The sequence below is a fragment of the Lysobacter gummosus genome, assembly GCF_001442805.1.
GTDB lineage: Bacteria > Pseudomonadota > Gammaproteobacteria > Xanthomonadales > Xanthomonadaceae > Lysobacter > Lysobacter gummosus.
Genome location: NZ_CP011131.1, coordinates 5,682,676 through 5,696,468 on the forward strand (window position 1 = coordinate 5,682,676; position 13,793 = coordinate 5,696,468).

Consider the following 13,793-nt stretch of genomic DNA (forward strand, 5'->3'; position numbering starts at 1 on the left):
CGGCCCGGATGCGGGAACCTTCCCGCCGTGACGGGTTCCAATCACGACCATGACCGTTCGCGCCCTGTCGTTGCCGACTTTGCTCGTTTGCGCCGCGCTCGCGGCCAGCGCCGGCCCTGCGCGCGCGCAGCCGCCATCGGCCGCGGACGAAAACGCCGGGGTCCCTGCGAGCAGCGATGAACGCGTCATCCGCGCCGGCGACACCCGCCTGCACGTGATCGTGGAAAACGCTCCGAGCCGGCTGCGCGCCGACGAACTGCAGCGCTGGCTGGCCGAATGCGCCAGCGCCGCGCTGACCGCGTTCGGCCGCTTCCCCTTGCACGACGCGCAGGTGCGCATCCGCCTGGTGCCGCGCCGCGGCCGCGATTCCAGCCCGGTGCCGTGGGGCCAGACCGTGCGCGAAGACGGCGTGTCGGTGCTGCTGTACGTGCGCGAAGACGCCGGCATGGCCGAGCTGCGCGGCGACTGGACCGCGGTGCACGAGCTGTCACACCTGTTCCATCCGTATCTGGGCGACGACGGCCGCTGGCTCGCCGAAGGCCTGGCCAGTTATTACCAGAACGTGCTGCGCGCCCGCGCCGGCCTGCTCGACGCGGACGAAGCCTGGCGCCGGCTCGACGGCGGATTCCAGCGCGGCCGCCGGGTCGGGCCCGGCGCGCGCATGGATCAGGTCGGCTGGAGCCGCGGCAGCACCATGCGCATCTACTGGGCCGGCGCGGCGTTCTGGCTGGACGCGGACGTGCAACTGCGGCGCGAACACGGCACCGACCTGGATCGGGTGCTGGGGCGTTATTCGCAATGCTGCCTGGACAGCGGCTCGCGCCTGGAGCCGCAGGAATTCATCGCCGCGCTTGATCGCGCCGGCGGCCGCGGCGTGTTCGCGCGCTTGTACCGGCGTTATGCGGCGATGACCGAATTTCCGTCGCAGGACGCGCCGTATCGCGCCCTGGGCATCAGCGAAAGCGACAAGGACACGCTGCGTTTTTCCGACGACGATGCCGACGCGGTGCGCCTGCGCCGGGCGATCATGGGCGCGCGACCAGCGGATACTGCGCCAGCGAAAAGCGAGTAAGCGCTTCGCCGCTGCTTTTGTGGGAGGGACTGAGCCTCTCCCACAAAAGAACCCGAAGCGTCCCGCTGTCAGTGCGCCTTGGCCGACGCCTTGTGCGGGCCGCTCATCAGCTTGTCGGTCATCGCGATGCCCAGCGCCGAGACGATGAACAGGAAGTGGATGATGGACTGCCACATCACGCCTTCGGAGGTCACCTCGCTGCAGCGCGCCAGCTTGGCCGTTTCGGCGACGCTGTTGGCGGCCGTCGCCACGCCGTTGGCGGTCATCGCGGCGATGGCGCGCGCGGCTTCATAAGCCTCCGGCGTGCCGCACAGCGGCAGGCCCAGGTTGCCGGCGCCGATGAAGGTCTTGAGCAGATGGATCGAAGAGATGCCGATGATCGCCATCGCCAGCTTGACCTTGAGCACGCTGGCGTTGACGTGGCTCAGCCACTCGGGCTGGTCCGGATGCCCTTCCAGGCGCATGCGCGAGACGAAGGTCTCGTAGCCGCCGACGATGACCATCACCAACAGGTTGGAGATCATCACCACGTCGATCAGGCCCAGCACGATCAGCATGATGCCCTGCTCGGTCAGGGTCGCCGCGTCGTGCACCAGGTGGATCAGTTCCTTGACGAACTGGAACACGTACACGCCCTGGGCGACGATCAGGCCCAGGTACAGCGGCAGCTGCAGCCAGCGCGAGCTGAAGATCAGGGCCGGCAGGGGATTGAGTCGGGTGATCTTGGGATCGGTCATGCGGAACTCGGAACTCGTTGAATGGGAAGGCGATTCCCGCGAGGCGGGGGTCCAAGAGTAGCCGGGCCGGGGCGACATCGCCATGTCGGGGCGCGGCGCGGATTCAGTTAATGCGCGCGCGGTCGCCGCTTTCGCCGCCAGTCCGCCCCGCCGCGAGCCCGCTTCGCCAGCGCGCGCGGCTTCCTGCGGCACACGCCATTCCATCGGTACGGCCCAGGCGCGCGCGGGGCCGTGCTTACACTGCCGGCTTTCCCCTGCCGAGTCCTCAGCCCATGATCGACCTGCACTATTGGCCCACGCCGAACGGCCACAAGATCACTTTGTTCCTGGAAGAAGCCGTCCAGGCCGGCGCCGCGCTGGCGTATTCGATCAAGCCGGTGGATATCGGCGCGGGCGATCAGTTCAAGCCCGATTTCCTCGCGATCTCGCCCAACAACCGCATGCCGGCGATCGTGGACCATGCGCCGGCGGACGGCGGCGCGCCCGTCAGCGTGTTCGAGTCCGGCGCGATCTTGCAGTATCTGGCGGAAAAGACCGGCCTGTTTGTGCCGGCCGACCTGCGCGGCCGGGTCGCGGTCGACGAATGGCTGTTCTGGCAGGTCGGCGGCTACGGCCCGATGCTGGGCCAGAACCACCACTTCAACCGCTACGCCCCGGAAAAGGTGCCCTACGCGATCGACCGCTATCAGCGCGAGACCGAGCGCCTGTACGGCGTGCTCGACCGGCGCCTGGCCGGGCGCGACTTCATCGCGGCCGATACACTCAGCATCGCCGATTTCGCCTGCTACCCCTGGACCCGCGAACACGAATGGCACCACGTCGATCTGGCCGCCCATCCGAACGTGCAGCGCTGGCACGATGCGCTGAGCGCGCGCCCGGCCTTCCAGCGCAGCTACGAAATAGGCAAGGTATACCGCGCCGACAAGACCATGACCGACGAGATGCGCCGCAATCTGTTCGGTACGCCGGCGCCTCGACCCTGATCCAGCACCCGCCGCCGGACCGCGTTCCGGCGGCAGCAACGGACCCATCGCCCGCATGAATCATTCCCGCCGTCTCGCCGTTTGCCTGCTCGCCATGACGCTGACCGCCACTTCCGCCCTCGCCGCTTCCTCCTCCGCCACAGCGGCCGCGCCGGCCGCCGGCAAGCTGACCCTGGACGCTCTGACCGGCGACGCGCCGCTGTCGGGGCCGAGCCTGGTCAAGCCCAAGATCGCGCCGGACGGCAGCCGGGTCGGCTTCCTGCGCGGCAAGCAGCGCGACCGCAATCGCCTGGACCTGTGGGCCTACGACATCGCCAGCGGCAAGACCACGCTGCTGGTCGATTCCGACGACGTGCTGCCGGGCGCGGAAGTGCTCAGCGACGCGGAGAAGGCGCGGCGCGAGCGCCAACGCATCGCCGCGCTGTCGGGCATCGTCGATTACCAGTGGTCGCCCGACGGCAAACGCCTGCTGTTCCCGCTCGGCGGCGAGCTGTACCTGTACGACCTGCAGAAAACCGGCAAGGCCGCGGTGCGCAAGCTCACTCACGGCGAAGGCTTCGCCACCGATCCCAAGCTCTCGCCCGAAGGCGGCTTCGTCAGCTTCGTGCGCGACCGCAATCTGTGGGTGATCGACCTGGCCGACGGCAAGGCCACGCAGTTGACCCGCGACGGCAGCGACACCATCGGCAATGGCGTGGCCGAATTCGTCGCCGACGAGGAGATGGACCGCCACACCGGCTACTGGTGGGCGCCGGACGATTCGGCGATCGCCTTCGCCCGCATCGACGAAACGCCGGTGCCGGTGCAAAAGCGCTACGAGGTCTATCCCGATCGCACCGACGTGGTCCAGCAGCGCTATCCGGCAGCTGGCGATCCGAACGTGCGCGTGTCGCTGCATGTAGTCAGTTTGAACGTCGAGGGCGACGTCGAATTGAACGGTCGCTTGCAACGCGCCCAGCTTTATTTGGTCAAGGACATCGACCTGGGCAAGGAACAGGACATCTACCTCGCCCGCGTCGATTGGCGCGACCCGAAGCATCTGACGTTCCAGCGCCAATCGCGCGACCAACACGTGCTGGAACTGATCGAAGCCGATCTGGACGGCGACAAGCAACGCGTGCTCGCCACCGAGCGCTCCCAGACCTGGGTCCCGCTGCACAACGACCTGCACTTCCTCAAGGACGGCCGCATCCTGTGGAGCAGCGAGCGCAGCGGTTTCGAGCATCTGTACCTGCTGTCGGCCGACGGCCGCAAAGCCACGCCGCTGACCTCGGGCGAATGGCCGGTGGACAGCGTGCTCGCGGTCGATGAAGACGCCGGTCAGGTGTATTTCGCCGCCGGCAAGGACACCCCGACCGACGCGCAGGTGTATCGCGTGCCGCTCGCCGGCGGCGCGATCGAACGCCTGTCCAAGACCGACGGCATGCACGCGGCCAGCTTCGCCAAGAACGCCAGCGTCTACGTCGATGCTTGGTCGAATCCGCAGACGCCGCCGCAGTTGGAGTTGTTCCGCAACGACGGCAGCCGCATCGCCGCGCTGGTCGAAAACGATCTGGCCGATCCCAAGCATCCCTACGCGCCGTACCTGCAGGCGCAGCGCCCGATCGAGTTCGGCACGATCAAGGCCGCCGACGGCAAGACCACCCTGCACTACAGCCTGATCAAGCCCAGCGACTTCGACCCGGACAAGCGCTACCCGGTGGTGGTGAACGTCTACGGCGGCCCGGCCTCGCAGACGGTGAAGCGGGCGTGGGCACCGGACTTCAATCAGTATCTGGCCCAGCGCGGCTACGTGGTGTTCTCCATCGACAACCGCGGCACGCCGCGTCGCGGCGCGGCCTTCGGCGGCGCGCTGTATCGCAAGCAGGGCACGGTTGAGGTTGAAGATCAGCTTAAAGGCGTTGAATGGTTGAAGTCGCATTCTTGGGTTGACGGCAGGCGCATCGGCGTCTTCGGTTGGTCGAACGGCGGCTACATGACCTTGATGCTGCTGGCCAAGGCCAGCGACCAGTACGCCTGCGGCGTCGCCGGCGCGCCGGTCACCGACTGGGGTCTGTACGACAGCCACTACACCGAACGCTACATGGGCCTGCCGAAAACCAATCCCGACGGTTATCGCGAAGGCCGCGTGCTCGAACACCTGGACGGGCTGAAGTCGAAGCTTCTGCTGATCCACGGCATGGCCGACGACAACGTGCTGTTCACCAATTCCACCGTGCTGATGAGCGCCCTGCAGCAGCGCGGCCAGCCGTTCGAACTGATGACCTACCCGGGCGCCAAGCACGGCCTGCGCGGCCGCGACAATCTGCACCGTCTGCGCCTGACCGAGGATTTCTTCGAGCGCTGCCTGAAGCACTGACGCGCGAACCATCCCATCCCGGCGAAAGGAAGCCACTGCGATGAACAGCGAATACAGCAAGCCCTGGGTGCAGCGCCATTGGATTTTGCTGCTGGTGTTGGCCGCCGGCGTGATGACGGCGCTGATGATCGGCCTGGGCGTGATCACCGTGTACTCGCTGATGACGGCGCTGAAAGGCTCGCCGGTCTACATCGAAGCGATGGACAAGGCCCGCGCCAGCACCGAGCTGGCCGCGGCGCTGGGCCGGCCGATCGAGGAACCGCAGTGGATGGTCGGCGCCAGCCGGCAACAGGAAGGCGAGGGCCATGCCTTCTTCGTCATCCCCGTGCACGGCCCCAAGGGCAAGGCCGACGTGCATGTCGACGCCGACCTGCACGACGGCGTGTGGACGTTTAGAACCCTGCGCGCCAAGCCCGAGCACAGCAACCGATTCATCGATCTGCGCGAAGCCGACCCGGCCGCGCGCTGAGCCGCCGCGGGCGGCGTGTGCCCGCCTGCGCATGACCTTCGGGGCTTGGCCGGCGCGCGCGCCGGGCCGATGCTGGCCGCTTCAGTCCATCGGGTCATCGCACATGAAGCCGCTCGTTCTCGCCGTCGCCCTGGCGCTGTCAGCGCCCGCCCTGCTCGCCTACGCGCCCGCCGCGGCCGCGCAAACCGCTCCCGCCGCCAAGCCCGCCGCCGCCAAGGCGGTGCCGGCCTGGGTCGCCAAGAGCGACGAATACACCCGCATCCTGATCAAGGCGCAGGCCGACTTCGCGCCGGAAGGCTTCTCCTTCTTCGGCATTCCCGGCTACGACGACAAGGTCACCGACCTCAAGCCCGAAGTCGGTCAGCGCTTCCGCGCGGCGATGGCGAAGGCCAAGACCGAACTGCAGGACAAGCTGGCGAGCGAGCGCGACGCCGACGTACGCCAGGATCTGCAGATCCTGATCGGCTCGATCGACAACACCGTCGAAGGCAGCGAGCTCAACGAGAAACTGATGCTGCCGTGGTTCGATGCGCCGCAGACGGTGTTCTCCGGCCTCAACGGCCTGCTCTCGGACCAGACCCCGCCCGAACGCCGCGCGCTGGCGCTGGCGCGTCTGCAGGCTTATGTCGGCCAGGCCCCGGGCAGCACGCCGCTGACCCAGCTCGCGCGCGAGCGCTACGAAGAACGCCTTAGCGATCGCGCCCTGCTGCAGCCGACCAAACTGGAAGTGGAGCAGGCGCTGGCGAACGTCGGCACCTACGTCGAAGGCATCCGCAAGCTGTTCAAGAAGTACGACATCCAGGGCGCCGAGCCGGCGCTCAAGGCGATGCAGACCCAGCTGACCGATTACGGCAAGTGGACCCGCGCCAAGGTCCTGCCCAAGGCGCGCACCGATGCGCGCCTGCCGCCCGAGTTGTATGCCTATCAGCTCAAGCAGTTCGGCATCGACGTCGATCCGCAGCTGCTGATCCGCCGCGCCCAGGTCGAGTTCATGGAAACCCGCGCGGCGATGCGCCAGCTGGCGCCGCAGGTCGCGCAGGCAAAGGGCCTGAAGGTCGCCGATCCGCACGACTACGTCGCGGTGATCCGCGCGCTCAAGCGCGACACCATCGCCAACGATCAGCTCGAATCGCGCTATCGCAAGGTCATCGACGCGATCGATCCGATCATCCGCGCCGAGCGCATCGTCGACGTGCCGCAGCGGCCGCTGGTGATGCGCCTGGGCAGCGACGCCGAATCGGCGGCGCAGCCGGCGCCGCACTTCCTGCCGGCGCCGCTGGTCGGCAACACCGGGCAGCAGGGCCAGTTCGTGCTGCCGGTGGCGGTGCCCAACGCCGGCGGCAAGGCCCTGCACTACGACGACTTCAACTACGAATCGGCGGCGTGGACGCTGTCGGCGCACGAGGGCCGTCCGGGCCACGAACTGCAGTTCACCGCCATGGTCGAGCGCGGCATCTCGCTGGCGCGCTCGATGTTCGCCTTCAACTCGGTCAACGTCGAAGGCTGGGCGCTGTACGCCGAAGCCGAGATGGTTCCCTACGAGCCACTGGACGGTCAGCTGATCGCGCTGCAGTTCCGCCTGTTGCGCGCGGCGCGGGCGATCCTCGATCCGATGCTCAATCTCGGCCTCACCGACCGCGCCAGCGCCGGCAAGGTGCTGACCGAGCAGGTCGGTTTCTCCGAGGCGATGACCAAGCAGGAACTGGACCGCTACATGTTCAACGCGCCGGGTCAGGCCGGCAGCTATTTCTACGGCTACAGCCGCATCCTGGAGCTGCGCATGGACACCGAGCTGGCGCTGGGCGATCGCTTCGACCGCCTGAGCTTCAACAACTTCCTGCTCGACCAGGGCCTGCTGCCGCCGGCGCTGCTGGGCAAGGCGGTGCGCGAGGATTACGTGCCCAAGCTCAAGGGCGCGGAAAAGGGCAAAGGCAAAGGCAAGAGCAAGTCCAAGAGCAAGAACAAGTAACCGCGCGCCGCGTTATCCGGTTCGCGCAACGACAAGGCCGCGGCGATTGCCGCGGCCTTGTCGTTTGCGATCGGCAGCGACGCCCGGCTTCAGTCCGGCGGCAGCACCGTCACCCGCTCCGCCGCCGTCCGCGCCTGCGTGGCGCCGCCGTACATCAACTCGACCTGCGCCGGCGCGGCCAGATAGTCGCCGGCGTTGCCGGCGCGGGCGAAGTAACGCACCTCGTGGCGGCCGGCCGGCAGTTCTTCGGCATAGAACCGCGGTTTGCGCGGGTCCAGCTTGCGTGTACGGAACCACCAACTGCCGGTGTCGGAGACCTTGCTCAGGTCCAGCCCGCCGACGCCGGACAGACTCAGGTCGGTCGGGAACAGGCCGCCGGGCGCGTTGTCGGTGATGGCGACGAAATGGCGTTCGGCGCCGTTGCTCACGATCAGGGTGATGCGCACCCAGTCGTTCTCGCGCAGCTTCGCTCCCGTCAGCGGCTTCCATTCGCCATCGCGCAACACCTCGAAGCGGCGCTCGACCGCGAGCCCGGCGGCGTTGGCCACGGCGTGGTTCGCGTCCTCGACATAGTCCAGCGTGGCCACGAAGCTCAGCGGCGTGTCGCCCTGGGTCTTCCTCGCCAGCTGCAAGGCGCGGGCCTGGGCCGCCGGGGCTTTCCACTCGCCGCGCGCCTCGCCCGGCGCCAATTCGAGCAGCGCGCGCTGCTCGCCGAACGCGACCGACGCCGACGCCGATCGACGCGCGTCGGCGCGTACGTCGTCGTTGAGCGCCCACACGCAGTAGGCGCCGGCCTGGGTATCGATCGCGCCGCTGCCGCCGGCGTACAGATCGCTGAGGCCGGAGATCAGGCTGAGGCGCAGTTCGCTGTCGCCCAGCCTGGGATAGTCGCGCAGCAGACCGATCACTGCGCACTGCTCGCGCAGGTCCGAGCTCATCCAGCGATCCAGACGGACGTCCGCGTCGAACGCCCGCGCTGCGCCATTGCGCCTGGTCTGCGCGACCACGCGCGCCAGCGCCGCGGCGGCGGACGCGTGCCTGGCACGCGCCAGCGCGCGAGTCAGTTCAATCTGCGCTGGTAACTGCAAACGCGACCAGTGCGACCACAGGCGATCGAGCTTGTCCGACGACGGTTCGTCCTCGGCGCCGACCGCGATCGCGGCCTGATTGATCGCGACCTGATCGCCGGCGACCTGCGCCTGCGGATCGAGCGCGGCCGGTGCCTGTTGGTCGCCGACGAAATCCTCCGCCGCTTCGAGCACATGGCCCTGCACCGGATAACCGAGCTGCTTCAACAGCCGCAGCGCGCGCAGGCTGTACGCGGTCAGCGCCACTTCGGGTGTTTCCGTCAGGTCGTAGCGCCGATAGGCCTCGTACTGCTCCGGCGCGCGGGTGAAGTAACGGAAATCGCCGGCTTCGTTCTGGAACACGGCCGCGTTCTCCACAGCCTCGCGCACTGCGGCGCGCGCATCGTCCTGCGGCCACGGCGAGCTGGGGCCGCGTTGCAACGACAGCGCCGCGACCAGGCCGCGGCTGAGAATCTGCTCCCAGCAGCGATGCGGATACGCGTGCAGATCCTCGGTCCAGCGATCGACCAAGGCTGCGCTGCCGCGCAACAGGCTCACCTGCAACTGCGGCTGCATCGCGCCGGCCGGAAGCTCGGGCAGCGCCAGCGACAGCGGCTGCGCGCCCAGCCAACCGGCCTGGCTGAGACGCCCGGCGATCAAGGGCGTGGCGATTTCGATCGGCGCGGCGACCGCGTCGCGTTCGCCGCCGGCCTCGACGCTGGCGGTGGCGAGCAAGGCACCGACTTGTCGTGGCGCGATCTCCACCGCGAAGCTGCCCTGCCCCTGCGGCGCCAGCTGCAGCGTGTCCCGCGACTGCGCCAGCGCCTCGCCTTCGCCCGTTGCATCGGTCACGCGCAGTTGCGTAGCGACCTGCGCCGCGCTGTCGCCGCTGTGGCGCGCGTTCGCGGCCAGACGCGAACGGTCGCCCGGATACAACCGCACCGGCGTCTGCAGGCGCGCTTCCAGCGGCAGTCCGACGTCCAGCGTGGTTTCGGTCAAGGTGAAGTCGTCGTCGGCGTCGTTGCTCCAGGCCACCGCGCGCCAACGGGTCAGATTGTCGGGCAGGGTCAGTTCGATCTCGCGGCTTTCGCCGGGCGCCAAGCGCAGTTGCGGCAGCCAGTGCACGGTGTCGACGAAGCGGGTGCGCACGCGCGCGGCCGCGCTCACCATCGCCGCGGCATCGGTCGTCTGCTCGCGTGGCCGCACTCCCTCGACCTTGCCGCTGCCGGCCCGGAGCGCTTGCTTGAGTCCAATGCGCGAACCGGTGACTTGGATGCTATCCAGCACAGTCGAAGCGTAGTCGCCATCGCGATCCGACGGAGCTATCGCCCCTGTGCCGCTGCCGACTTCGGCCGCCGGGGCTACATACGAATAAGAATAGCCGCCGCCCCGGCCTCGACTGGGCTTCGGCGATTCCACCGGTTTCGATGCCTGGCGATAGTCGCCGATCGCGACGACGCTGCAGGACGGGCATCGATCCAGATGATCGCTTTCGGGATCCGCCGGCGACGCCGCGGCGTCGGCGATATCGGCGTCGGCGTCGGCGTCGGCGATATAGGCGGCAAGCGCGTTGGCCTCGGCGGAGGCTTTCTGCTTGGACGGGTCCTGCGAATCCTCGTCAGCGGCGAAGTCGAACGGCGTGCCGCTCGGCATCGCCTTGTCCAGCTCGAACATCACCCCCGGCCATGACGGCTTGCTTGTCTTCGCGTCCGAGCGCGCCAGCGCCAGCTTCCAGGCACCGCCGTCGAATCGCGTGAACGACTGGCTGCTCAACGAAGTGTAGTGACTCTTGAGCCCGCCGAGCCAGTTGGCGTTGGCCGGGTCGAACTCTTCCCAATTCTCGCCGGCCAGGCTACGCAGCGCATCGTCCATCACGCTGATGGCGACCTCGCGCGGCTGCGCGCTGTCGTTGCGCACGCGTAGCCGCACCCGCTCGCCCGGCCGCGCGGCGGCGCTGGCGAACGACAGCGACAACGGCGCCGGCGCCGGCAGCGGCGGCGCCACCAGACTCAAGTCGGCGCTGCCGCGCCGCGGCGGCGTGCGCAATCCGTGTTCATCGATTTTCGACGGCACCGCCTCGCGCACGTACGCGAGCAAGCTGTAGCTGTGCGAGCGCGTCTGCGGCACGACGATGCGATAACGCTGTTCCTGGCCCTCGACCGTCTCGACCCGCTCGCCCATCAGATGGCGGCCGTCCTCGAACACGAACAGCACCTGCGCCTTGGCATAGGGCTGGCGCAGCAGCACCTCGACGCTGCGATCCTGCGCGCTGGCGGCGCGGATCAACTCCAGCGCCGGCTCGCCGGCCTTGGCGTTGTCGTCGCCGTAGTCGCTGCCGACCCACACGTAGCGCGACAGCTCGGCCGGCGCGGCCTCGCCGCTGCGCGCGGTGATCCGGTAGCGCCCGGTTTTCTCGCGCGGGAAATCGCAGGCCGCCGGCTGCTGCGCGCGCAGGCTGCAGCGGTGCAACACCGGCGCTTTCGCGTCGTCCTCGCGTTGGTCGTAACCGCGCAACCAGCGCACTTCGATCTCGACCGGCGCATCCGGGACGGCGATGCCGTTGTCGTCGATCACCACCGCCTCCAGGCGGACCGGCGAACGCGCCGAGAACCAGGACGGATCGCTGCGCAGGCCGACAAAACGCCGATAGCGGCTGTAACGCGCTGGCGCGGCATTGGAGGCGGTACCTTCGCGATCGGCCAGCCGCACTTCGCCGACCACCTGGATGCGGCCGAACGCCGGCAGCGAGGATTTTCCGTCGCTGGGCCGGTCGTCGAACCGCGTCTTCAGCTCGCCGTGCGCGCGGCCCTGCGCATCGGTGCGCAGCCTGAGCTCCTTCGCGCCGATCAGCGCATGCGAGCCGTGCCCGCCCACGTCGATGAAGCTGTAATCGGCGAATCGCGGATACGCCTCTTGCAACCGCAGCGGCGACAGTATCGCGGTCACCCGCTCCACGCCGATGTCCACCGCCGCGCCGCCGGAGTAGTAACCGGCCTGGAGATCGAAGGCAAAGCGATCGCCGTCGTGCAAGACCCGATCCTCGGTCCTGGCCTGCGCCCACAGGTCCTGGGCGCGGTAGCTGCCGACGAAGAAGCACACGCCCTGCGCGCTGTAAACTGCATCGTCGTGGATGCAATAACGGCCGTCGGTGAGTTGCGAAGGCAGACCGCGCTCGGCGCTCAGCGAACCGCCCGCATCGAAACGTTCCGACCAGGTCAGGATGGCTTCTTCCTCATCCTCGCGGCTCAGGCTCAGTTCGATGTTTTCGCTGGCGGCCGGACGCAGCAGCCGCTCGCCGACGATTTGCCGCAGCCAGAGTCTGTAGCGCACGGTTTCGCCGGCACGGTACAGCGGTTTATCCGCCACGCCCCAGATCTGCGTCGCGTCATTGCGCTGCAGAGCCTGCAGCGAGAACCATCGCTCGGCCGGCAGCACGGCGCGACGCACGGCCGCGCCCTGGCCCTGGGTGGCGCGCAGAATCAGGCGCTGATCGCTGGCTTTTGCGCTCTCGCGCAAAGCCGCCGGCAGTTCCAGCCGCGCCAAGCCGTTGCCATCGGTGCGGCCGCGCGCGATCCGCGCCGGCACGCCGCCGTTGACCTGCAACAGCAGTTCGACTTCGGCCCCGGCGATCGCGCCGCCATCGTCCCAAGCCTGCGCCCACACCAGCACCTCGCCCGCGGTCGCCGTCGCGAACAGATCGAAAGCCGGCGCGCTGGCTTCGACCAGGGCGTTGGGATGCGCACCGTTCGCGACGGCGTCATTGGCGTACCACCCGACCCAACCGCCGCGCGCCAGCACCGCCTCGGCGCTCGGCGACGGCAGCCGCTCGGGTTCGGCATGGCGCCGGGCCGGGCCGGCCTGCAGGCCCTGCAGCCACTTGCCGTCGAGTCCGCGCAACGGCCACGAGCCCGCCTGCGCGTTGACGGTCTGCAGCAGGAGCGGCGGCTTGCGTCCGTCGGCGATCAGCGCGCGTGCATGCGGCCCACGCAGCATCGACCGATAGTCCAGCGTGTTCACGCTCAGGGTCAGCGGCTGGATCGGATCGCCGCGCTGCGAACGCAGCCCCTCCAGGCGCATATCGAACCGGCTGCGCGCGGCGTCGCGGCCGAAGGAGATCGCTTCGCCGGCTTCGCGCGCGATCCTGGATCCGTAGCCTTCATTCCACGAGCGCCGCGTGTACAGCGTCACGCCCTTCGGCCAGGACGCGATCCAGGCCTGGCGCGAGGCTTCGCTGAGCGGCTGCGAGAACACCAGCTGCACGGCTTCGTCGGGCATGCATTGCAAGTCGATACGGCCGTCCACCGGCGTGCGGCCGGGCGCGCTGTGCGGTTGCGCGCAGGCTGCGCCGATCACCCGGAACGGCTCGTTGACCAACGCACGCTGCAAGACCGCGTTCTGCACGCCGGGCAACGGACCCGCGCTGCTGCGCAGGCCGGGCACGATCGACAGCTCCAGGCGCGTTTGCGGCGCGATCTTCGCCGGCAATTCCAATCGATAGCTATCGCCGTCGTCATCGATCGGCTTGAGCCGCACCGGCGCGGGCTGGCCGCCGATGTCCAGGCGCAATACGCGGGCCAGGTCGTTCATGCGTATTTTCTGCCGGACGAACAGGCTGATCACCGGCTGCCCGTCTTCCCACACCATCGTGCTGTTCACGCTGGGGCGATCGGTGCTCACGCTGAGCGTTTGCGCGGGCAAGACGGCGCCTTGCTGGGTGAGCAGTCCGTCCGCGATCTGGATGCGGTACTCGGTGGCGTCCGCGGGCTCGGCGGCGCCGAAGGTGCAGAACATCGAGGTATCGCCCTGCCAGTGGCATTGCATCGCCGCGGCGTCGCCGATCGACGGGGCCAGTCGCACGCTGCCGGGCTCGACGCGGTTGCCCCATATCCGCATGGGCTCGGCGAAGGTGAGCGTGAGTTCGCTGTTGTCGAAGCGGGCGCCGACGGTCGGCGCGGCGGCGGTTGCCGGCGGCGGCGGCGCCGCAGTCGCGCATCCCTGCCAGAACATCGTCGCGACGACGAGGGCGCGCAGCCAGCCCAGGCGCGCGCTTAAAGGCTTCATCCGCATGGTTCCATCCATCCCCGGTCCGTTGCCGGGCATAGTGCGCCGGCCGACGCGGCGCTGCCAAGCGCCGCAT

General features: G+C 68.7%; 7 protein-coding genes. 5 read left to right on the top strand and 2 right to left on the bottom strand.

From position 1 onward, the window contains the following. The first annotated feature begins 49 nt into the window (after positions 1 to 49). On the top strand, positions 50 to 1,072 hold the full coding sequence (locus tag LG3211_RS23040) for a M61 family metallopeptidase (protein WP_057944890.1): 1,023 nt from the start codon (positions 50 to 52) through the stop codon (positions 1,070 to 1,072). Between the two features lie 68 nt (positions 1,073 to 1,140). Here LG3211_RS23040 and LG3211_RS23045 read toward each other — a convergent pair whose 3' ends face one another. Next, the gene (locus LG3211_RS23045; protein WP_057944891.1) at positions 1,141 to 1,809 is read right to left on the bottom strand and encodes a TIGR00645 family protein; all 669 of its coding nucleotides are present in this window, start codon (positions 1,807 to 1,809) and stop codon (positions 1,141 to 1,143) included. 272 nt (positions 1,810 to 2,081) lie between these two features. Here LG3211_RS23045 and LG3211_RS23050 point away from each other — a divergent pair, with 272 nt between their 5' ends. The 4 genes from LG3211_RS23050 (at position 2,082) to LG3211_RS23065 (ending at position 7,589) form a co-directional block, all read left to right on the top strand. Continuing rightward, a complete protein-coding gene (locus tag LG3211_RS23050; RefSeq protein WP_057944892.1) occupies positions 2,082 to 2,792 on the top strand; it encodes a glutathione binding-like protein in 711 nt (236 codons plus the stop codon). A 94-nt stretch (positions 2,793 to 2,886) separates the two neighbouring features. After that, the gene (locus LG3211_RS23055; protein WP_057945689.1) at positions 2,887 to 5,151 is read left to right on the top strand and encodes a S9 family peptidase; all 2,265 of its coding nucleotides are present in this window, start codon (positions 2,887 to 2,889) and stop codon (positions 5,149 to 5,151) included. Between the two features lie 40 nt (positions 5,152 to 5,191). Continuing rightward, on the top strand, positions 5,192 to 5,620 hold the full coding sequence (locus tag LG3211_RS23060; protein ID WP_057944893.1) for a cytochrome c oxidase assembly factor Coa1 family protein: 429 nt from the start codon (positions 5,192 to 5,194) through the stop codon (positions 5,618 to 5,620). 103 nt (positions 5,621 to 5,723) lie between these two features. Further along, positions 5,724 to 7,589: a DUF885 domain-containing protein gene (locus LG3211_RS23065; RefSeq protein WP_057944894.1), complete on the top strand. Its 1,866-nt coding sequence runs from the start codon at positions 5,724 to 5,726 to the stop codon at positions 7,587 to 7,589. A gap of 89 nt (positions 7,590 to 7,678) precedes the next feature. On the opposite strand, the gene LG3211_RS23070 is transcribed toward LG3211_RS23065, so the two are convergent. Next, positions 7,679 to 13,717 (bottom strand): alpha-2-macroglobulin family protein, encoded by a 6,039-nt coding sequence (locus LG3211_RS23070; protein WP_057944895.1) that lies wholly within the window; start codon positions 13,715 to 13,717, stop codon positions 7,679 to 7,681. Positions 13,718 to 13,793: the final 76 nt, after the last annotated feature.